We start from the raw sequence: 21,571 nt of genomic DNA, 5'->3' as shown, positions 1-21,571 counted from the left end.
GGGTTTCAATATGAAAATGTCGTCCAAATCAGATGCAGCCCATGACAGCTTTTACCAAACGTCTTTTTTCCCTTGAATCCGACTGGTTATATTCCAATTTGGCCATGTCTTATATAATGAAGCTGTAGAATATCTCTTTCACTTTTACTCACAGGAGGAGAACATGGGACACGACGCAAAAGCTTATGCAGGAACATATCAAGGAGAAAAAGCCGTATGGCTTAAGTCAGGCTGCTACGAGGCTGCGGTTCTGCCAGAAATCGGAGGCAATCTGATCGCCTTTCGGGACACGGAAAAGAATTACCGTTTTTTGCGCGAGCCTGCCATGGACGAAATGGACTCGTTTAAAGCGAAGCCGATCGTTCACGGCATTCCCGTGCTGTTTCCCCCGAACCGCTATGAAGACGGTACATTTCACTGGAACGGAGCGACATACCAATTTCCGGTGAACGAACCGAGGACAGGCAATCATCTGCACGGATTCGTACATAACATTCCTTGGCAGGTCGAACGGTTCTCGGCCGATGATGCGGAAAGCCATGTGACTCTGGCGCTTAAGGTGAACAAGGACCATCCGGTTTACCGCTATTTCCCGCACGCCTTCACCATCAAAATTCGCTACACGCTTAGCGGGCTGGGATTGTTTCAGCATGTGACCGTACGCAATGACGGAGAGGACCGGATGCCCTGCCTGCTTGCATTTCACACCGCCATTAATGCACCGTTCGCCCCCGATAGCACCGCGGCGGATTGCCGCTTCAAGATGACCATTGGCAAGCGCTGGGAGTTGAATGAGCGAATGCTCCCGACAGGACAATATCAGCCGCTGACCCCGGAGGAAGAACGGATGAAAGAAGGCGGACTGTCGCCGTATTTTGAACCCATGGACAACCATTATACCGCCGCGCCGCAAAACGGTCGCAACCGGATGGAACTGACCGACATAAAAGAAGGAATCACATTGGTCTATGATGCAGGAACGGCTTACAAGCAATGGATGATTTGGAACAACAATGCAACGGAAGGCTTTTTCTGCCCTGAGCCTCAAGTCAATCTGGTCAATGCGCCCAACCTGAATTTTCCTTTAGATCCCGAGCTGATCGGTTTGAACAGCCTGGAGCCGGGAGACCTTTGGGAAGAAACAAGCCGGATTTACATCAAGGCGCAAAGCAACGCATAGAGATTCGTACTGGGGGGCCGGTCTAAAACGGCTCCTTCTTTTTTAGGAAATTAAAGGAAAATTAGAACGGGGACAAACAAGACATGATAATCCTGTTAACGTTTGGAGGGGTTACCATGCAAAAATGGAGAATATCCATCATTGTCGCCGCTTGTGTCATGGCCACGCTATGGAATCATGCCGAGGCGCAGCCGCCAACCAAAGGGCGCCATTACTATGAAGCACGAGGAGAAATCGTTTGGGAAGTGCCGACCGACGAAAAAATAATCGCTTTAACGTTTGATGACGGTCCTGACCCTGCGGATACTCCGGCGATATTGGACCTGTTGCGCCAATATGAAGCCAAAGCCACCTTTTTTGTCATTGGCAAACGTGTTGAAAAGCATCCTGAGTTAGTAAAAAGGGAACTTAGGGAGGGCCATGAAATTGCGAACCATACCTATAGTCACCCTTATTTCAAACAGAAAATTGCCGGGGAGAAGATCCGGGATGAAATTTTAAAAGCGGAACGAATCATTCTTGATGCTACGGGTCACAAACCCAGTCTTTTTCGCCCTCCCGGCGGTTATTACGGGGATAATTTGGTCGATGCTTCCAAAAAATCGGGGTATCTGGTCGTGATGTGGTCATGGCATCAAGATACGGAGGATTGGAACAGGCCCGGTGTCGCCAAAATCGTCAACAAAGTACTCAAAAACGCCAGAAACGGCGACATCATTCTGTTTCACGATTACGTTGAAGGAAAAAGCCAAACGATTGAAGCGTTAAAACAAATCCTTCCTCAATTAAAAGAGAGAGGCTATCGATTCGTTACGGTATCCGAATTGCTTCATTACCGTAAATCGACGACCGTAAAAAATTAACCAGCCCAAAAAAACCTTATTCTTGCAGAGTAAGGTTTTTTGGCTATGAGGGACAGGTCATTGGGCCTCCGGTTCCAGCTCGACCCAATCGGCAGACCACTTTTCGATTTCTCTGATGACCGGTTCCAGGGCAAGACCTTTTTTTGTTAATGAATATTCTATTCGAACGGGAGTTTCCGGGAAGACCTCCCGTCTTACGATCCCCTCATGTTCCAGATCCTTCAATCTCTCCGACAAAAGCCTTCCGCTGATGTTGGGAAGCGCGTCTTCAATCGTACAAAAACGCTGGGGACCTGACAGCAGTTGATGAATAATTAAACCGATCCAGCGCTTGCTTATAATCTGCATACCTTTCTCAAATCTGGGGCATAAAGAAGATTGTTCCATTTTAATCACCACCTATACTTTTATTATAACAAAAATTGTCCCGACAACAAGCTCACATAATACAATTTATTTCTTTATTTATATTTAATTACTATAAGTAATTGTTATTTCCCTTTGGTTAAAAGCGCCGGCAAGCCTGATTTTAGAGATTAATTATATTTAGCATTCAATTGTTTATGTATAAAATATTTTTTGGTTGACTAATTATCTGAATTTTTTTACAATATTCACATAACGGACAAACTTTTGGACAGAAATAGGAGAGGATTCATTATGGGAATTATAGAAGCAGTGAAATCGATCGCTAAAGGCATAGGTTTTGCTTTTATTTCTATCGGCGCATTACCTTTTCTGGTGATTAAAAGCTTTGTCGAGATTTTCCATTGAACTTATACAGTGATTTTGCGAGGCGATCTTACGGGGTCGTCTTTTTTACTGTTTCACCTTTTTGAAGTTCGTTGAAAGCGTTAGACCGAATTTTTCCTGTGTCATTCGTCTAATTTTATAGGGCAAGCATCACGATCAATGAACCATGCATAAGTTGTATCATCCCATCCTGAGAGGAGCTGATGAGATGGCTTATACGCCTTTTGGTTATGGCTATAATCCTTATTATCCGATCACTGTTTATTCGACTCCCTATTCCTCCTACTACCCCGGAGTACATTCTATCGGCGGTTATTACAGCGGTTATACCGGCGGTTACCATCCAGGCTGGCCTGGTGTTCACGGGGTTCACGGCGCACATGGCGTACATGGGTCACATGGCGTACATGGCACACATCGATCAAGCAAAAGCTAAAAGCAAAACGCCACCCTGCGGCATCATCCGTGAGTGGCGTTTTTTGTAACCCGGAACAGTGCATTGCCCGGAAGCCGATAACGGATCGAATGATTATCAGCGTTTCAGCCGCGCAAATAACGACAAAACCTCTTATTTTACATCTGTTTCCAATTATATTTCTATCATGTATAATATATTCTCGCAGCCCCCTATACCGTAAAAAGGAAAGGAAAGATGTATATTTTATGACCAACCTCACATTGGAAAATCTGTATTTTATTGAGAGGCAGTGCTTGAATCCCCAGGATGCCATTATCATCCGACTGCTCATGGAAGGGGTAGAGATTCACGAGATCGTGTATTTGAAAAAAGATTCTTTGGATGGTTCGAACCGAATCCTGACCGTAATAGATTGTCTGGAGCAAAAAAGAACTATAAAAGTCAGCGAACGGTGCGCTGAACTCTATCAAAATGCCGTGAAGCAGACCCATTACTTTTTTTACAATGATGATGACCCCGCCCATCGAACATCAGTCACCTTAAAAGATAGCCCCTATCTCATCCGAGTTTGTCTAAAGGATTACATAGCTAACGAATCTATGATTATTGAGCTGGACTCTGTCATTTTGCGCACCATATACACCAGACTTCGATCTTTGGCTTCCTTCTTTTCCCTTCCTCAAATTTCATATTTAACTACGGTAAGACTGGACATGGCACAAAAAGTGTTTGCTTAAAAAGAAAACGCCACCTGGCGGAAAAATGGTCCGCTAAGTGGCGTTCTTGTTCATAATGCATATGATATGTTGGCTTTGCTTCATAATATCCAAGCCCTGTCTCATAAACATATTTTGTATGCCTAAAAGCGGTTCGTACATTCATTCAATGGAGGAAACCTGATTACCATGAATACTCCTCACCCCAATAACGGTAAGCCATTTATCGTGCCCCAGCCGATTCGAAGCGACGGTGCCGGCGGGCCTGATTACGGTCCTCGCGATATTATGAGGGACCTGGAAAATCCGAATATGTTTGTCCCGCCGGTCACGGATTCCGGCTTGCTGCCCAACCTCAGAATGTCTTTCTCCGACACTCATATGAAACTGAATCAAGGGGGCTGGTCCCGGGAAATCACCGTTAGGGAATTGCCGATCGCCACAACCCTTGCGGGAGTTAACATGAGCTTAATGCCGGGCGGAACGCGGGAATTGCACTGGCATCAACAAGCGGAGTGGGCATACATGATTTGGGGCAGCGCACGAATAACGGCTGTCGACCAAAACGGACGAAACTTTATTGCAGACATCGGCCCGGGTGATCTCTGGTATTTCCCGGCCGGATTGCCGCATTCCATTCAGGGATTGGAGGAAGGATGCGAATTTTTACTTGTTTTCGATGACGGACACTTCTCCGACCTGAACACGTTGTCTATCTCCGATTGGTTTGCTCATACCCCAATAGACGTACTGTCAGCCAATTTCGGCGTTCCTGCCAGCGCATTCGATTCCATTCCCCCAGACCAGGTTTATATCTTTCAAACCCGTGTTCCAGGTTCACTGGAGAGCCAGGAAGTCCAATCCCCTTATGGCACAGTTCCAATCAGTTTCAAGCATCGGCTGTTAGCCCAAACTCCGTTGGTTACGCCGGGCGGAAGCGTGCGTATCGCGGATTCCTCCAATTTCCCGATTTCAAAAACCATTGCTGCGGCGTTGGTCGAAATTCAACCCGGCGCAATGAGAGAACTGCACTGGCATCCCAATAATGACGAATGGCAGTATTACCTTACCGGACAAGGACGGATGACCGTTTTTGGCGGCAACGGAGTGGCGCGAACTTTTGATTACCGAGCGGGAGATGTCGGTTACGTGCCTTTCGCCTTTGGCCACTACATACAAAATACCGGGACTGAAACGTTATGGTTTTTGGAAATGTTCAAGAGCGATCGGTTTGCCGATATTTCCTTAAACCAGTGGATGGCGCTAACCCCTCGGGAGCTTGTCCGGGATAATCTTCATGTCGGTCCGGAATTGCTTGATGCTTTGCGAAAGGAAAAATGGCCTGTCGTCAAATATCCCGGCCAATCCCAGGGCTCGAAGTAGGGCGAAGTGTAAGCATTACTTCTTATATTTTAACAAAAGCAAAATTGACGTTACGGCCTCGGCCCTGGTTGCGTTGTCATTCGGTGCGAAGTGGTTGTTGTCTCTGATGTTCATTATGCTTTTTTGGGTTGTTGCCGCAACATAAGGATAAGCCCATTCCGGAATCTGACCCTCGTCTGCAAAGGATAGCTTTTGGCTCGTTTCCGGCTGAAGCCCCAGTGCGCGAACCAGCATAACGGCAATTTCCGAACGGGTAATGCTGCGGTCCGGACGGAAGGTGCGGTCTTCATAGCCGCTAATAATGCCTGCGCCAACCGCCTGCTCAAGATGAGCTTTGGCCCAATCCGGAATTTGGTCATCATCGGTATAATTTAATTCCGCTTTCTTGCCTTCCAGCTTCAACGCACGTCCGATTAAAACCGTAAACTCGGCACGGCTTATCTCTCCGTCCGGATTAAATTTGCCGTCCTCATAACCGTTGGCAATACCTGATTCCGCTGCCTGCTCAATGAATTCTTTAGCCCAGTGGTTATGAATGTCCGAAAAGGACGGTTTTGGTGCTTCTACAGGTTTGGATGGATCATCGGAAGCCGGCAGGCCCCGATCTTCCTGCACCGTATCCCCATCCGCCGCCGAATCCGCATTGCCGGCCGGTTCCGCGCTCCCGCTAATTTTTCGGGCACTGTCTTTATCGATTGAAATGTCTACATAGTAATCATGAAAGTAATTCAATTCGGCCCATTCAATTTTAACCCAGGCTTTAACCTTCTTGGACAAATCTTCGACTTCAAACTGGACATCGCGCGTGTTTTTTTCTTCGTTTGTGCCAACGACCACTGTATCCTTCAAGGAGCCGTTAATCTCGGTTTTAAACGCCGTAGTCTCTTTGCTTTGTTTAATTGTCATAGTGAAATATTGCTTGCCGTCCACCACGGTTAAAGTCCCGGGGGTAACGACATAATCCTGCATAACGGACTTCTGTTCGGTACCGAATTTCTTTACCATATAATTAATAGTATATTTGCCGTCCTGCAGTACGGCCGAACCGGAGCCCGGTTGGGCTGCGGTTACTGCGGGCGGCGCATCCGCAGCCCATGCTGCCGGGATGGGAGCGGCTGACACCAGCAAAGATGCGATACAGACACCGGACATCAGTTTCTTCATGGGTCTTTTCATATTCTTCTCCTTCACAGCAAAAATAGTGGAGGACGCCGGTTGCCCGGTATCCTCCCGTCAACTTCATAATCGGATAAAAACCGACTTCAAACATCCAGGTTACTTCACTTCATCAAGGAGCGACAAAATTAATTTCACGGCCTCAGCCCTTGTTGCATTGGCATGAGGAGCGAAAATATGGTTGTCCCGTCCATTAATAATCCCTTTCTTGGAGGCTGCGGCTACATGAGCATAAGCCCAATCCGGAATTTGCTCCGCATCGGCGAATGCTGCAGTAGCTTCTTCGTCAAGCGGAAGATCCAATGCACGGGCAATGATGACCGCGATTTCCGAACGGCTGATGCTGCGCTCAGGTCTGAACGTATGATCCTCGTAGCTTGTGATAAGGCCTGCGGCTACCGCTTTCTCCAGATGGGATTTCGCCCAATCCGGAACCTTGTCCAGATCGGCAAAATTCAGTTCTCCACCCTTGTCCAGTTGAAGTGCGCGGGAAATGAGAACTGTAAACTCGGCACGGCTGATTTCGCCATCAGGACGGAACGTTCCATCCTCATATCCATTGACAATGCCAAGCCCTGCTGCGCGTTCAATGAGTGCTTGGGCCCAGTGATTCTCGATATCTTTCAGTACTTGAACCGTTGGTTTCGACTCCGGAGTTTGCCCTTCCGCAGTCGTTTGGCCGCCGGTCAGCTGTGCGTCGTCACTCACCTTTTGAACGTTTTTCGCATCAAATGAAATTTCGGCCTGGATCTCATCCGAATTGATTTTTGCCGAAATTTTTAATTTGGATGACAAATCTTTAATCTCGAATTGAACATCGCGCGTATTATTCTTCTGATCTTCAGCAATCACCTTTACATCGGTCCATGCGCCGTTAAGCTCTGTTTTTAAAGAGCCGATTTCATTGCTTTGTTTCAACCTGACCGAGACAACCTTTTTGTTTCCGGAAACCGTCAATAATGCCGGTGTCACGACATAATTCTGAAGAATTGATTTTTGATCCGTGCCCACATTATGGATTGCATAATTTACGGAGTATTTCCCGTCCTGAAGCGTGCTGATCACCGCAGCGCCTCCTGAAGAGCCTCCTACTGGGTAGATGATTCCGCTATCATTGCTTCCAGAGTCAACCGGTGCGATGGGCTCGTCCGGCATAGGTGTGATCACACTAACGCTTGTTACCGGCTCAATGGCACCAAACCCGACTTTGATGGTTGCATCCTGGCCGTCTTTCACTACACCGAATGCATAGGTGGCCGTCAAATCATCCGCTGCTTCAAATTGAACGCTTTGACCTGCAGGTTCATCGGCAAGCACCCGAACAAGCCCCGAAGCTTTAGCCGAATACGTTGGCGTGATGACTTTATTGGTCGTACCGTCGGCATTAAGCAGCAAAATTTCATAAAGCGTTACTCCGCTCTTCAATTTCACTGTTGCTAGTTTTTTGCCGTTTTGTACGTTAAGTCTGCTTTCCACGATGTAATCTATGACCGGAGGCGCTGCCGGATCATCCGATCTTGGGGCGAGGCTGACATGGTACTGGCCGTCTTTCACCGGTTTAGTCAAGTCCAATTGGATCTTGCCGTATCCGATTTGTACATCGTAATTTACTTCTTGTGCATCGGAAGTCAGAAGCTTGACAAGACCATATTGCTTATTGATCGACAAATCCTGTACTTCGAATTTGATGTTTTTGGTATCCGCCGTATCGTCTTTGCTAACCACTTCCGCTTCGGTCAAGGCTGAAGTTGAGTTCAGCTTCGTCTGGAAGGAGCTCACTTCCTTAGCCCGATTCAATGTGAACGATACGTACTTTTTACCGCCTTCAACGAGCAATTTGCCGCTGCTTGCATCAACATAGTCCTGAACGGCCGATAGCTGCTCCGTCCCTGCTGTGAAAATATTGAACTGCAATGAATACTCTCCATCGGGCAGTTGGGTAACAGCATCTTTATACTGCGCAGAGCTGAACAATTTTACGGCTGCCTGCAATGTTTTTACCGCTTCATCCACTTGCGCTTGCGTTGCTTGGGTATTCGCAGCCACAGCTTTTACCGCATCGAGCGATTTTTTAAATTTATTTTTGGCGCCGGCCAAATATTGACCTAACGCCGTTCCCTCGACTGCGGCATCATACTTGGCTTGAGCGTCGGCGATGGCGGCATTTAATACGGTTTTGTCTACTGTCACCGGTCCGCCGGTATTAACAGAGTTAACGAACGCCGTTACCGCTGCTTGCAGCGCGTTATGCGCTTCGTTCACCTGCTGCTGTGTGGCCGCCGAGTCGGCAGCTACCGCTTGTGCTGCAGTAATCGCCGTTAGCAGCTTGGCTTTCGAACCTGCAGGATACTGCCCAACTTGCGTTCCTTCCACTGCCGCCGCATGTTTCGCTTGGGCGTCGGCAATCAATGTGTTTAATGCGGTTTTGTTGACCGGATCGGGAATGGCCGGCAAATCGCTGAATCCGATCTGAACCTCGTACTCATGATCGTAAATGCCGATCGGAGGCCCTAAATCCCAATAAATTTTTACCCATCCGTCAACTTTTTTCGTTAAATCCTCCACTTCGAATTCAACCGTTCTTTGGTTAGCTGCTGCATCGGTATTTATTGTAGTGGTTTCGATTAACGGCGAGTCCGCGTTTAACTTTGTTTTGAAGCTTACAATTTCTTTACTTTGATTTAGGGTGAACGACACATATTTTTTGCCGTCTCTTAGCGTTAATTTGCCGCTTGTTTTATCTACATAGTCGTACATAACCGATGGTTCATTGGTATTCACTTTGTAGATCGTGAAACCGATAGGATATTGGCCGGGACTGGAAATCACAGACGCCTTGAACGTATTTAATGCTTGCTGCAGCGCCAGCAGCGCTGCGGCTGTCTGTTCCGGCGTGCCCATTACTCGTGCTGCTTCGGCACCGGCAGCATCGATTGCGCTCTGAAGAGCAGCCTTGGCCGCTTCCGGGTATTGGCCCGGCTGTGTACCTGCCACCGCCGCCCGATGTACTGCAGTCGCATTGGCAATAGCCTGGGACAACGCAGTATTGTCTACATTGTTAAAGTTCAAACGAATGTCATGGGTACTCTCATAACCTTGCGCCGGCACGACCACACGCACCTTCGCATCAAGAAGCTCCTGCAAATGATCAATCTTGAATTTAACGACCCTTGTATTCGCTGCTGTATCCTCGCTCACCAAAGCGGCTTCCACAAATTCGCCGTTTTGCTTAACTTTGAATTCCGGTATGCGTGAGCTGTCCTTAATGGTTACAGATGCATAGACAGCGCCATCCTCTTCTGTAGTCACGACCGCCGGCTTCACGAAGTAGTTATCCATGGAAGAGAAAGCGTCCTTCGTTGCATGAACGGCCGAGAAATAGACCGTACGCGCAGCCGTTGCCTGGAATGCTTCCACTGCCGTTTGCAAAGCGGTCGCAGCCGCAGCGATTTGCGGTCTTGGAGCGGCAAGGTTGCTTCCGGTAACTTCGGCAAGCTCAATGGCTTGCAGCAGCTTTGCTTTGGAGCCTGCACTATATTGTCCTGGCGCCGTACCTTCCACAGCCGTATGATAGATCTGCTTGGCGGCATCAATGGAGGCGTTTAATGCGTCAAGCTGCTCCGCATTGTAGCTGATAAAAACGGTTTTGGTAACACCGTTGACCGTGTACCGCAGCCCCGACAATCCCCTCCATTTGGAATCATCAGCAGTTTGATATCTGATGCTCACCTGGTACGTTTTATTGTGCTCGTCCGAGCTGTTCCGCACCGGAACTCCACTGAGGCTGAACGAGGTTGGAGTATAGTATCCTGCCGAATTGGGATTGGTTCGTTTGACATCCAATTCGCCTGCAGGATTGACAAAAGTAATGTTAGCGTAGGCTTGGTAATAAGGCGCTTCCGCTTGATGGAGTATGGTCGCCGTTGGCTTGAACTCATTGGCATAAACGGAGTAAGTAGTGGTTACGGTATCCGTATCCAGAACCATAATTCTCACTGTCGAAGCCAGAAACTGTCTTTTCTCGATATCTTTAAATCCGACTCGGAGCGAATCACCGTTATACAACAAATTATATTGATTGGCCACATCTTCCGGAGAAGCATTGGGGTCAGCTACAACATTCGATGCCTCTGCAAGTCTGTTTACAAAGCTGCTGACTGTGGGATAGGCATATTCTTTATCAGATATGGCAAAGGTAGTTGAACCGCCCGGACCGCCCTCAGCTGTTCCGCCTTCCTTGGCTGTTTCCGTAAATAACCTTATTTGTTCTATTAATTCAATTAAACTTGTCTTGTTAACGACAATACGCAAAGATTGATAATGATTTAATGCTTCGTTTAAAATATCGTAGGCTGCCTTCAACAGCACCTGGTTGCCCCCGGCACTCGCTGCGATGCTTTCCGCTGTTGTGATGCTGTTATATAATGCCGTTTTGGATCCGACAGGATAGAAACCATCGCCCGTTCCTTCGTAAGTGCTTTCATAAACGGAACGTGCCACTGTAACCAGATTATTAAACATTTCTAAAGTAACTGGTGTACTGTCACCGCCACTTCCGCCGTCTCCACCGTCTCCACCGTCTCCACCGTCTCCGCCGGTTCCGGGAAGACCGCTTATATCCAATTCCAAACCGACATTATACCAATAGTTATAAGGCTGCGGTAATTGATAGATATTATCCTTATCGTGAATATGCATTAAAATATCTTGTATCTTCCCGATTTCCGCTATTTCGATCTGGACAATCACATGATTGCCGTCATCGGTCAACCGGGTCGCAACCGGTTGATAGCCCTCAATGCCAATAATAACCGGTTCCTGACCTACGGTTTCTTGAATGACAGCCTTATCCCTGCCAGCCATACGCGAACCGAAATATTCAAATAAAGCATAGTTTTCCTTCGAAATCTCATTCTCGAATTTCGCCTTTCCGTTCTGCACAATTAATTTCCCTGTGCCCGGAACCATGTATGAATTGGATACCGAGGTTTGCGTAGGGTTTTTATCCTGAACATACCGGAATTCGATCGGGTATACCCCGTCGGGCACGGTAGCCGGACTTTCTTCCGCCGATGCCGGCCCTATATGTATGGCAGACAGAAACAATACGAAGGTAAGAATCATCGCCACAGTTTTCCTAAATTGATTAGCCAATTGAATTACTCTCCTTAAACATTCGGTGTTTGCATAACAAGCGAAGAATGGCTCCGGTAACGGCAAGCCATTCTTCACTCCTTACATGATTAGCAGTTGCCTTTAGCCGGCTAACTGCGGATTATAATAGCCATTCGATGAACAAATCCAGGTCTCCGCTATGAGGCCCAGCATTCACACCAAGTTTAACAGGCAGATTCGTATCAAAGTCATTCACATCAAATGTGAAATAAATATAGCTGCCTGATACCGTACCGGGAATTGTATCATAGAGACCTGTGGCGGCATTATAGACCTTCAAGCCGTAGACGTATGCACTATCGTAATGGACGGTCACTGTCGATCCGGAAATCACCGCATCATAAGTGAAAGCAGTCGCATGTGGAGAGTAATTCCCGTTTGCATCCAAAAATTGATAGTTCGTAGCCGCAGCAAAAGCAGGTAATGCCAACACAATGGTGAGCATGAACACCAGCATCAGCATGGAGAACGTTTTTTTCACCGATAATTTCATCTTGGAATACACTCCCTTAGTTTGGTTTTGTACTTTCAACTTGACGACTGCTTAGGCCTAAAGTATTTCTTGAAGCAGGAATGCCTGCCGCAGAAAAAATAAATAAAAATGATAATCATTATCAGTAATAACGCAAAAAAAATTACTGACAGGCGTCCGATGAAAGCAATAAGCCAATCAGACTAAGCTTTAGAAATGAGACCGGATTTCATTCCTCCTTTCCCGCTTGCTTGAAATTGATGCCACAGTACAAAGGAAGTATATAGATAATGACAACGATAATCATTATCAATCATGTTGTAAAAAAAAACCTGTGGCAGAGGTACATAAATCTTCAGGCCGTGTACCTCATTTTGCAGATTATCGATAACGTGTACATCGTTCATCGATACCAAAATTTTATACTCGAATTCTAAATTATGTCAATCCCTATTTCCAACTATTAAATTTTTTAATAGATGAATCCATTTTATAGTTGGACTACAATCCTCCCCAAATCGGCGGCTTCATCTAGCGCACGTTTATTCGGGGTGCAACATAAGATATCCCATCAGTCAAGTGCCTATTTTAAAATGAAGGGAAGAAAAAAAAGTGTCGGTTTCATATATGGACTATACTTCGCCATCCGTTCAATTTTCGTTTGATTTAAACAACAATCTTTTTTTTAAAAAGGATAATCGGAATTATATTAACGGTCTTTCCATCCACCAGCTTAACACATTAGGAAATGTATCCCTGCTGGACATTTATCTTAGTACGGGAAACGTCATCGAGCCCCATATCCATCAAAATGCCTCAGAATTGGTCTATTGTATTTCAGGCGCCGCTGTTGTCTCCTTGATTAACCCTTTTACCAAAGAGCTTCTCCATTTTCCCATCCAGCCGGGCCAGGTCGCCAGTGTGCCCCAGGGATGGTGGCATTATGAGATAGCCTCGGCCGACAACACTCATTTATTGGCCATTTTCGATGCGCCAATTCCTGAGTTCATAGGTGCTTCCGATCTCTTGCGATTAACGCCGGCGAATGTATTTGCTCATACGTATTGCCTCAATGAGGCAAAAGTGAAGGATGCATTGGCGCCTATTACAAAAACCGTTGTTATCGGACCACCCAGCGATTGCATGTCAGATCAGGTCCAAAGCCAAGCTGCGGCCAATCCGGCCAATACGAATCAGACATACTACAACCGGGCATATGGCTACCCGCAGCTTCAACATGATGCATACTGGCAGCAGCAGCCCGTTATCGGCAATGGATGGGGATACTATCATAACGGTCTCTGAATGATTGCGCATTAACGAAAAAAAACGGGATCTGCCGCATCCCCGGGAAATGTCGATTTCATTTGTTGTTGTCAAGCAGGGAAACGACGCAAGCTGCCGAACAGGGCGGCTTTTTTTTGCGTGACTGGTAATTTACCGCAAGCGGAGTGTGGATTAGATGAACTATTTACAGAAAAATAAGATAAATGTAGAAAAATAGACTGCATCGCCAAAAATCATGACCGGAGGCTCATCTACGCGGCGGACAAAAATGGCATTTTACTCTTCACGTAACTTACTCATATCCATATATAACGCATTCCACCGATGTCCATCCAAATCAGCAAAACCGCAGCCGTACATCCAGCCTTGATGCTCTGCGGGTTCACTAAAGATCATACCGCCTGCCTCTACCGCCCTCTTTGCGATTTCATCAACTTCTCCCCTGCTCTCCGCATCAATGGAAAACAATACTTCGGAAGATTGCTTTGGATCTGCAATTTCATTCCCTGTAAAATTTTTAAATACAGGCTCTGGAAAAAGCACGATGAGAACACGATTCTCACCAATGACTAATTCCGCTTGATTACTGCTATGTTGCTGCTGGGATTGCTGACTTGGAGAACAACGAGAATTCCAAGTTCCTTATCCGGATGCAGATGAATCATTTCTTCCTAGTGATCCAGGCACCCCAAGCCAAGCATAGACTGAACCCTCACTATAGAGTTGCTTACGTGTAATTGGAGGACACCACGCAAGGCGTAACTTTTGGGTTATGCCTGGTATGGTGCCCTTTTTGATGCACCAGAGAGGAGGTGATGCCAATGGCTCAGAGCAGTCTTGTCTACAACATTGAACTCAGCAAGATATACATCCAACAACGACTGGCCGAATCAATTGCAGAAAATCTTCGCAGACAATTCAACTTTGATGTAGCCTCCTATGTTCAACTCTGCAAAGACGTTCTGCTCGAAGCCGGCCTAGATGCTGAGTTCATCCGTGACCTGATGTGGAATGTAATCAACGATGCATATGTACTTCATTTAGAATATTTACGCACGGGTATTTACACATACCACAATGCTTCAGGTCAGCATCCGTATTTGCTCGTGTTCAAGCAGGCACAGGATTTAAGTGCGCTGATTCGATTCTCGACACGGCAAACATTGTAAATTGTTCCATGATTGGGGAGATTTCAAGCTTTGCACAAAGCTTAAAATCAAGCCCGCAGACTTTTTAAAAAGAAAATAAAAGCGAAACGGTAAGAGAATGACCTTATCGTTTCGCTCTTTTATAAGGAATCTGCCTTCCGAAAAGAATAGGTTCGAAACTAGTGTGTCATCGTAACCATACCGAAACATACGTATCTTAAGTAATATTACATAACATAAATTTGATTTTTATAATTTTTCCCAAAATCTAATCTTTTATGGTATTATATATAACATATAAAGATAGAAAATATCATTTGTGAGGGGTGGGTACATGTTTGATTGGTTAGGTTTTAAAAAGGGGTTTCCGCTTTGGCGCTCTTATCGTTTGAATCACGACTTGAAAATGGACGTGGAAGAAATTTTTGAAGGAATCGCCGAGACAAGAATGAATGTCCTCATGTCTTGGACGGAGGATTATTGGCGGCATCTGGATCGTCTCCTCGATCTGATGAGGTCTGCTGCTGACGGCGCTTCGCTGTTTAGCGGACAGCCATCCGCGGTTTGGGATCGTTTGTTTGCCGACTGCTACAATCGGGGAACCGATTTCACAGAACTGTTCTTGTTGGACGACAAGCGCAGCGTCGTGTACTCGACTTTTCCGCAGCATATCGGGAAAACCTATGCGGAGCAGGAAGCGTTCTGTCCCGGTATAAGCTATTCCGCTTCGGCCGAAGAAGGCAGGAAGTGCCTGTTCGGGCCGTATGCAGACAAGCTGACGCTCCAGATCGGCCCGAGATCGTCCTCCTTCCACGACAAAATGACGCTTTTATTCATACAGCCCGTCGTGGAGGACGGACGCTGGCGCGGGGCGATTTGCGGCAGAGTGCCGAACGATGTGATCGGGGACTTGATCCAGCGGGAATCCGGTCACGTTTACCCGGATTCGGGGGACAATTACATATTTATGGCGAAGCCTGAGCTGAATAAGCACATCGCGCCGGGTACGGCGCTGTCCAGAAGCCGGTTCGAGGACCGCACGTTTACCCACGGCGAAAACTTGAAGGACGGTGTGACGACCGAATGGGGCGTTGTCAGCGTGAAGGAGCATACTGAGCTGGAGCTGGTATTCACCGATCCGGCTACCGGACAGCTGCACCCGGGCGTCGCCAATACCATACGCAACGGCAGCAACCTTTTTGTGGAATTTCCGGGATATTCCGATTATCGTCACATTCCCGTCATTGGCAAGGGAGTGACGTTCCGGCTCCCGCACTGCCCGGATTTGTGGGGAATGATGTGCGAGGGCGATTTGGAAGAGGTGTACCGGATCCGCAGCATAAGCTGGCGGCATTTCAAGCTCCACGCGTTGTTGGCCGTTTGTTTCGCATTCATAGCCGGGTTTCTGATCTATTTCATCGCCGCCCGGACTCCTCTCTGGATAACCGGCACGATGGCGGCCTTTTTCCAGCTGCTGTTCGCTTTAACGGCCGCCCGGATGCTTCACAGGAAAGAGACAAGTAACGTTGTCGATCGTCTGCGCGCCATCAACCGGTTCATCCGCATCAATGCGGAAGGTAAAGGGGATTTGACACAGCGTCTAAAACCGAATGAGTTCGAAAACGATGAGACCCGTGAGCTGGCCAAATGGATCAACAATATGATCGATTCGCTGGAAAGCATTATGCTCCGGGTCAAATCTGCAGCGAATGACGTGTTGACCAGCCAGCACGTATTAAACAAATCCGCAGGCATCACAGCCGACTCGACCGAGCGGGTAAGCCTCAATGTACAGGAAATGATCCGCAGCATACGAAGCCAGCTCAAAGACATCGATATCGCCAAGGACGTTGCAGGGGAAATGCGGCTGCAACTTCGTCAGATGGAGATGGAAGCCGCGAGGCAAATTGCGACGGCCCAGAGTGAAGTCGAGCGGATCGGGGACAAGATGCACCACATCTCCTCCAAAGTACAGGAAACCAACGAATCGATCCGGACGTTCATGCATACGGCCGAGCAAATCCGCAGCGTGCTGATTGCCATTGAAGAAATATCCGCACAAACGCATCTGCTGGCGCTTAATGCCTCTATCGAGGCGGCGCGCGTGGGCGAACACGGCCGGGGCTTCGCCGTAGTGGCGTCGGAGATCCGCACGCTGGCGGAAATGACGAAAAAATCGACCGGGGAAGTGCATGAAATCATCCAGCACATTTATCAGGATGCGCAGCGGGCGTATCAATCGATGGACGAAGGCACACAGGTGGTCAAGGAAGGCAATGAGCTGGTTGCCGCCGCTTCCGGAATGCTGACCGCCGCTACGGCGGAGGATGAGCGGAAATCCCAGGTGGTCGACGAAGTCGTAACGCTGATGGAGAAGATTGCGGCCGTCAGCATCGAGAACCGCAGCATTTCAACCGAAGTCGAGTCGAAGGTGCAGGAGCTGATGAGCGAAATCATGAGCGTCCGCCAAACCTCGCAAAGCGTGGAGGCGATTACCGTCCTGCTGCAGCAGCTCGTAGGCCAATTCAAGCTGAGTGAATCCCGGGTCCGCTGACCCGAATCGAAGAATACCTATAACCGGGAAAGCAGCGTCTAATTCAAAAACGAAGAAAACCGACCTTTTTGGATCGGTTTTCTTCGTTTATGTAGCCAAGGGAGATCGAACCCCTCCGAAATAGCTGCCGGTGGAGAAATGGAGTTTTGTATGTAAGGGAAAGAACAGAGGAAAGCTTTGTGGATCAATGCTTTTTGAGTTTTTGTTTCTATGTTCGAGTGTGCCGGGGGCTCAGAAAAGAAATGAGCCAAGAACAGCTGGCACTTACGTCTGGCTTAAACACTTCATATCTTGGACAAATTAAGTTCGGCGGGAGTAAGATACCGATCAGAATTTATGCAGCGCTTGATTGTTAAGCTTTTCGGCTGATTGCGATACTTTTTAGTGGCCGTACCGATTTCCTCAATGACTATGACGAGGGAACGGAGATCCTGCTTGTTCGCTTGCAATTCCTGAATGTTATAATTCATGGATTCGAAGGTGGCTTTGCTTTTTCCAAAAAATGATGTTCAAAATCGGTAAGCTGGGGAAAATGAAGCTTCTTTTTAATCCACATATGGGTCACTCCTAATTATGTAAAGAATGATTACGGATGTTCTAAAAATCTTGAAGCTATTGTTGCCGGCAAAGGTCTACTTATCAAATGACCCTGCATCATATCGCATCTCAAATGTTTCAGACATTCCAACTGTCTTACCGTTTCCACGCCTTCAGCGATCACTTTCAATCCCATACCGTGCGCCATATTGATCATGGCCTGCGTGATCACGGCGTCTCTCTCATCCACGTTGATATCCTTTATAAAACATTTGTCAATTTTCAAAATATCGATGGGAAAGTGTTTCAAATAATTGAGAGCGGAATACCCTTTTCCAAAATCGTCAATCGCACACGAACTCCGATCTTCTTCAGGTCATTGAGGGTGCAAAGTATAGAATCGATTGGTGGATACTGATACTTTCCGTGATTTCAAATACTAAACAATCCGCATTTAGGCCCGTTTCCATAATAATGGAGCGAATTGTACGGATGAGATGATTGCTGCCAAATTCTCTTGCAAAGATGTTAATAGCAATACTCGGAACGCGATAACCCCCAGACTGCCATAATTTGATTTGCTTGCATACTATCATACCGCAAATCACCGTAAAAGACGAAAACCCAACGAATCGACGCCATTTATTCGAGGAGGATCATGAGGATGAAAACGAATATTCTCGTTATTACCGGACATCCCTATTCGCAAAGCTTCTGCTCGGCTTTATCTGACGCTTATGCGGAAGGGGCTTCGGGTAACGGCGGGCAAATCCGCAGAATTGATTTAAGCAAGATCAGCTTTGATCCGAACTTAGAATTTGGTTATCACAAAAGAATAGAGCTCGAGGATGATCTGAAGGAGGCACAAGAGATGATCTGCTGGGCACATCATCTCGTCTTCGTCTATCCTACGTGGTGGGGCACGATGCCAGCCATCCTGAAAGGATTTATCGACCGCGTCTTTCTGCCGGGCTTCGCTTTCAAATACCGTGAGCATTCTTCGCTGTGGGATAAGCTTTTAACCGGCAAATCTGCACATCTCATTGTTACAATGGACACCCCGTCCTGGTACAATAGATAGATCTATAAGCATGCGGGACATCGCGTGATGAAACGCAATATTTTGCAATTTTGCGGAATCACACCCGTACGCGTTACCGAAATCGGCCCGGTTAAACCGTCATCGGAGGCGCTACGCTCCAAATGGCTGGATAAAGTAAAGCGGCTCGGGTCAATGTTAGCTTAATGAGTACTACATTCCGCGATAGATAATAAATAATCGACTGTGAATCTGTCATCGACTCAATCCGTGATGTCCCACTCTGGATTCCACACCACTTCCCATAAATGCCCATCCGGATCTAGGAAGTGGCCGGAATATCCTCCTGGGCCTAAAAGCTTCACTCATTGTACAAAATGACTTTCAACGCTTTTTCTTTGGCTGCATTGCCAAATACTTCATATGCTTTTATAATATCTTGCAGTGGAAAACGGTGTGTAATCAGCTCTGCCGGATTAATCTTATCAGACTGAACAGTTTTCAATAACATCGGCGTCGTAGACGTGCTCACCAATCCGGTTGTAATCGTTACATTTCGAATCCACAAATCCTCCAAATGTAATTCGACAGGCTTTCCATGGACTCCAACGTTGGCAAGTCGTCCACCTGGCTTGAGAATACGTTGACATATATCAAAAGTTACCGGGTATCCGACAGCCTCAATGGCAACATCGACCCCTTTCCCATTCGTCAAGGCCAGTACGTTTTCAATTACGTTACCTTCAGAACTGTTTACCGTTTTAGATGCCCCGAATTTTTTGGCTAACTCCAATCGGTGTTCATCAAGGTCGATCATGATGATCTCTGCAGGTGAATAAAGCTGAGCTGTCAGAAGTGAGGACATTCCGACCGGACCTGCCCCGACGATGGCCACGACATTGCCTGGCTCCACTTTCCCGTTGATCACACCGATTTCAAAAGCAGTTGGCAAAATATCACTTAACATGACCAATGCTTCTTCATCGCTCCCATCAGGAATATGATACATGCTCGTATCTGCATAAGGAATGCGAACATATTCGGCCTGAGTGCCATCGATCAAATGACCTAGTATCCATCCTCCGTCTTCACAATGAGCATACATCTGCTTTTTGCAATAATCACAGCGACCACAAGCAGTTACACACGATAGCAACACATTGTCTCCCGGTTTGAAACGGTTCACTGCTGAACCGACTTCCTCCACAATGCCCACACCTTCATGACCAAGTATACGACCAGCGGTCACGGCAGGTACATCCCCGCTTAAAATATGCAAATCCGTACCGCAAATCGTTGTTTTCGTGATTTTTACGATCGCGTCGGTCGCTTTTTCAATCTTTGGCTTTTCTTTATCTGTCCACTCCTTCTTTTGCGGTCCAAGGTAAACAAGTGCTTTCATACGTATGCCCCCTGATAATTTCTAGTGTTGGTGAGAAGTCTGATCAAGATAACTTACCGTTTAAGCTTCATTCATCGCCGCTAAAAAGTTTTTCCTAATTAAGAAAAAGTATTCATCATCAGCTTTTATCCGGACACACTATGCCATTCAACAGCAACGCGACGATAATTGTTATTTCTGTCCAACGCTTCTGGATTTTTCTGTTCGGGAAGTTGCTCGAACAGGTACATCAAGTACTTGAACGGGTTAAACTGGTTCTCTTTTGCCGTTACGATCACGCTGTAGATGATCGCGCTGCTCTTCGCCCCACGCGGCGTGTTCGCAAACAACCCATTCCCATGTGGTCGCCGGAGTAGCGTCTACGTGCAGGTAGCCGCTGAATCCCCTCAGACAGTTCCGGGAATGCTCACCGCCGCGCGTCGGCCGATAGTCGTACAGAAGGCGGCCCCATGCGGGCAAACTGCTACTCTTGCCGATACAGCGGCTGACTGTCCACATCCATTACACTTGCTTATATACCGGACTAGCGGCAACGACGCTATGCGTCAACACCTTGCCGTACTGCGCCGCATCCGGCGAATTTACCCCTTAGCCTCGGCATGCTGTGGACGAGCCAACCAAATTAGTCTTTACGATTTACATTACTAAAACCATTTATTTAACTTGTATAACGATTTCAGTATATAACTCTTTATTTTGATTAGTTGAAGTTTGAGTAAATAATGCACGAACTCCTATGGTGTATTCACCTGGATTTAACTTCCATGCCTTTCTTGTTTGTTGAAGAAATTGTTCAGGACTTGACATTTTACTCTTTTGGAAATTAAATGATTCAGAAAGATATAATGGAGGTTTTGAAGTATATTCATTATTGGGACTAAATGTTTCTTCCAGCAAAACGGTTCTTATACCCATCTCCTCATAATTACCATTGCTATCTTTTATTGAATAAATAAGCAAGGGGTCGCCATGGGTGATCGTTATTTCGTCTTCCCCTATATATCTTAATGTTCCCCACATATTAATAGGTTCTTTACTATCGTAAATCTTTTTTTCGGAATTTAGTAAAAGGTGAAAGTTTTCATCTTTTATTAAGGAAGTTACTTCTGATTTTAATGGATCGGTATTTTGATATTCTATATCTATATTTTTAGTGGAACTGTCATAATCTACTTTACCATTTGTCTTTTCTACAATAAAACGTAATGGTAAATAAGCATCGCCATTGTAATTTAAAATCGGTTTATACAAATTTTCAACACGTTCTCCATTAATAGATAAAGATACAGGGAATAAAAGAGCCTGAATAGAATCAGACGAATATGCTATTGATGAAAATAAAAAACTTAATACTAATCCTGGTATAACTATCTTTTTTTTTCTACGACTGACCAATTAACTAACAAGGATTTCCAAAGCCTCTGTCGAAATAGTTAATAGCTAAATTTGACGGAGGTTTTCGTTGATG

Annotated in this window: 16 protein-coding genes and 3 pseudogenes; 9 read left to right on the top strand and 10 right to left on the bottom strand. The window is 46.5% G+C overall.

Annotated elements, in window-relative coordinates:
- The first annotated feature begins 163 nt into the window (after positions 1-163).
- Together BLT35_RS10040 and BLT35_RS10035 are read left to right on the top strand one after the other, a co-directional pair.
- A complete protein-coding gene (locus BLT35_RS10040; protein WP_074727789.1) occupies positions 164-1,180 on the top strand; it encodes an aldose 1-epimerase in 1,017 nt (338 codons plus the stop codon).
- Between the two features lie 116 nt (positions 1,181-1,296).
- On the top strand, positions 1,297-2,043 hold the full coding sequence (locus BLT35_RS10035) for a polysaccharide deacetylase family protein (RefSeq protein ID WP_062407032.1): 747 nt from the start codon (positions 1,297-1,299) through the stop codon (positions 2,041-2,043).
- A 57-nt stretch (positions 2,044-2,100) separates the two neighbouring features.
- Here BLT35_RS10035 and BLT35_RS10030 read toward each other — a convergent pair whose 3' ends face one another.
- Positions 2,101-2,430: a winged helix-turn-helix transcriptional regulator gene (locus tag BLT35_RS10030; protein ID WP_062407030.1), complete on the bottom strand. Its 330-nt coding sequence runs from the start codon at positions 2,428-2,430 to the stop codon at positions 2,101-2,103.
- A 574-nt stretch (positions 2,431-3,004) separates the two neighbouring features.
- On the opposite strand from BLT35_RS10030, the gene BLT35_RS10025 reads away from it, so the two are divergent.
- The 3 genes from BLT35_RS10025 to BLT35_RS10015 all read left to right on the top strand — a co-directional run bounded on the left by BLT35_RS10025 (position 3,005) and on the right by BLT35_RS10015 (position 5,313).
- Positions 3,005-3,232, top strand: a complete 228-nt coding sequence (locus BLT35_RS10025; RefSeq protein WP_137669906.1) for a hypothetical protein — start codon at positions 3,005-3,007, stop codon at positions 3,230-3,232.
- A gap of 89 nt (positions 3,233-3,321) precedes the next feature.
- The gene (locus BLT35_RS28110) at positions 3,322-3,951 is read left to right on the top strand and encodes a phage lytic cycle repressor MrpR family protein (RefSeq protein WP_496559580.1); all 630 of its coding nucleotides are present in this window, start codon (positions 3,322-3,324) and stop codon (positions 3,949-3,951) included.
- A 168-nt stretch (positions 3,952-4,119) separates the two neighbouring features.
- A complete protein-coding gene (locus BLT35_RS10015; protein ID WP_074727786.1) occupies positions 4,120-5,313 on the top strand; it encodes an oxalate decarboxylase family bicupin in 1,194 nt (397 codons plus the stop codon).
- Between the two features lie 15 nt (positions 5,314-5,328).
- On the opposite strand, the gene BLT35_RS10010 is transcribed toward BLT35_RS10015, so the two are convergent.
- The 3 genes from BLT35_RS10010 to BLT35_RS10000 all read right to left on the bottom strand — a co-directional run bounded on the left by BLT35_RS10010 (position 5,329) and on the right by BLT35_RS10000 (position 12,157).
- Entirely contained in the window at positions 5,329-6,489 is a 1,161-nt protein-coding gene (locus BLT35_RS10010) for an S-layer homology domain-containing protein (RefSeq protein ID WP_074727784.1), read from the bottom strand.
- 99 nt (positions 6,490-6,588) lie between these two features.
- On the bottom strand, positions 6,589-11,643 hold the full coding sequence (locus tag BLT35_RS10005) for an NEAT domain-containing protein (RefSeq protein WP_139170801.1): 5,055 nt from the start codon (positions 11,641-11,643) through the stop codon (positions 6,589-6,591).
- Between the two features lie 121 nt (positions 11,644-11,764).
- Positions 11,765-12,157, bottom strand: coding sequence for a hypothetical protein (locus tag BLT35_RS10000; RefSeq protein ID WP_062407020.1), 393 nt, complete (start codon positions 12,155-12,157; stop codon positions 11,765-11,767).
- A 591-nt stretch (positions 12,158-12,748) separates the two neighbouring features.
- On the opposite strand from BLT35_RS10000, the gene BLT35_RS09995 reads away from it, so the two are divergent.
- On the top strand, positions 12,749-13,441 hold the full coding sequence (locus BLT35_RS09995; protein ID WP_062407018.1) for a cupin domain-containing protein: 693 nt from the start codon (positions 12,749-12,751) through the stop codon (positions 13,439-13,441).
- A 258-nt stretch (positions 13,442-13,699) separates the two neighbouring features.
- Here BLT35_RS09995 and BLT35_RS09990 read toward each other — a convergent pair whose 3' ends face one another.
- Complete coding sequence (locus BLT35_RS09990; protein ID WP_074727780.1) at positions 13,700-13,966, bottom strand: VOC family protein; 267 nt, start codon at positions 13,964-13,966, stop codon at positions 13,700-13,702.
- 278 nt (positions 13,967-14,244) lie between these two features.
- Between BLT35_RS09990 and BLT35_RS09985 the strand changes: the two genes are divergently transcribed.
- A complete protein-coding gene (locus BLT35_RS09985) occupies positions 14,245-14,592 on the top strand; it encodes a hypothetical protein (protein ID WP_074727778.1) in 348 nt (115 codons plus the stop codon).
- Between the two features lie 313 nt (positions 14,593-14,905).
- A complete protein-coding gene (locus tag BLT35_RS09980; protein ID WP_074727776.1) occupies positions 14,906-17,125 on the top strand; it encodes a methyl-accepting chemotaxis protein in 2,220 nt (739 codons plus the stop codon).
- A gap of 586 nt (positions 17,126-17,711) precedes the next feature.
- Here the strand turns inward: BLT35_RS09980 and BLT35_RS09970 are convergent.
- Positions 17,712-18,011 (bottom strand): EAL domain-containing protein, encoded by a 300-nt coding sequence (locus tag BLT35_RS09970; RefSeq protein WP_083351263.1) that lies wholly within the window; start codon positions 18,009-18,011, stop codon positions 17,712-17,714.
- Between the two features lie 315 nt (positions 18,012-18,326).
- Between BLT35_RS09970 and BLT35_RS09960 the strand changes: the two are divergent.
- Positions 18,327-18,908, top strand: a pseudogene (locus BLT35_RS09960) (NAD(P)H-dependent oxidoreductase).
- 56 nt (positions 18,909-18,964) lie between these two features.
- On the opposite strand, the pseudogene BLT35_RS27525 reads toward BLT35_RS09960, so the two are convergent.
- The 4 genes and pseudogenes from BLT35_RS27525 to BLT35_RS09940 all read right to left on the bottom strand — a co-directional run.
- A pseudogene (locus BLT35_RS27525) lies at positions 18,965-19,048 on the bottom strand (VOC family protein); the annotation flags it as partial.
- A gap of 14 nt (positions 19,049-19,062) precedes the next feature.
- A complete protein-coding gene (locus BLT35_RS09950; protein ID WP_074727768.1) occupies positions 19,063-20,103 on the bottom strand; it encodes a zinc-dependent alcohol dehydrogenase family protein in 1,041 nt (346 codons plus the stop codon).
- A 125-nt stretch (positions 20,104-20,228) separates the two neighbouring features.
- Positions 20,229-20,438: pseudogene (locus tag BLT35_RS09945) on the bottom strand (transposase domain-containing protein); the annotation flags it as partial.
- 319 nt (positions 20,439-20,757) lie between these two features.
- Complete coding sequence (locus BLT35_RS09940) at positions 20,758-21,498, bottom strand: stalk domain-containing protein (RefSeq protein ID WP_139170800.1); 741 nt, start codon at positions 21,496-21,498, stop codon at positions 20,758-20,760.
- Positions 21,499-21,571: the final 73 nt, after the last annotated feature.

Origin of the sequence: Paenibacillus naphthalenovorans (genome assembly GCF_900099895.1) — a bacterium.
Lineage (GTDB): Bacteria > Bacillota > Bacilli > Paenibacillales > NBRC-103111 > Paenibacillus_G > Paenibacillus_G naphthalenovorans.
Note: the sequence above shows the minus strand (reverse complement) of the source record. Positions and strands in the feature narration are given on the sequence as shown.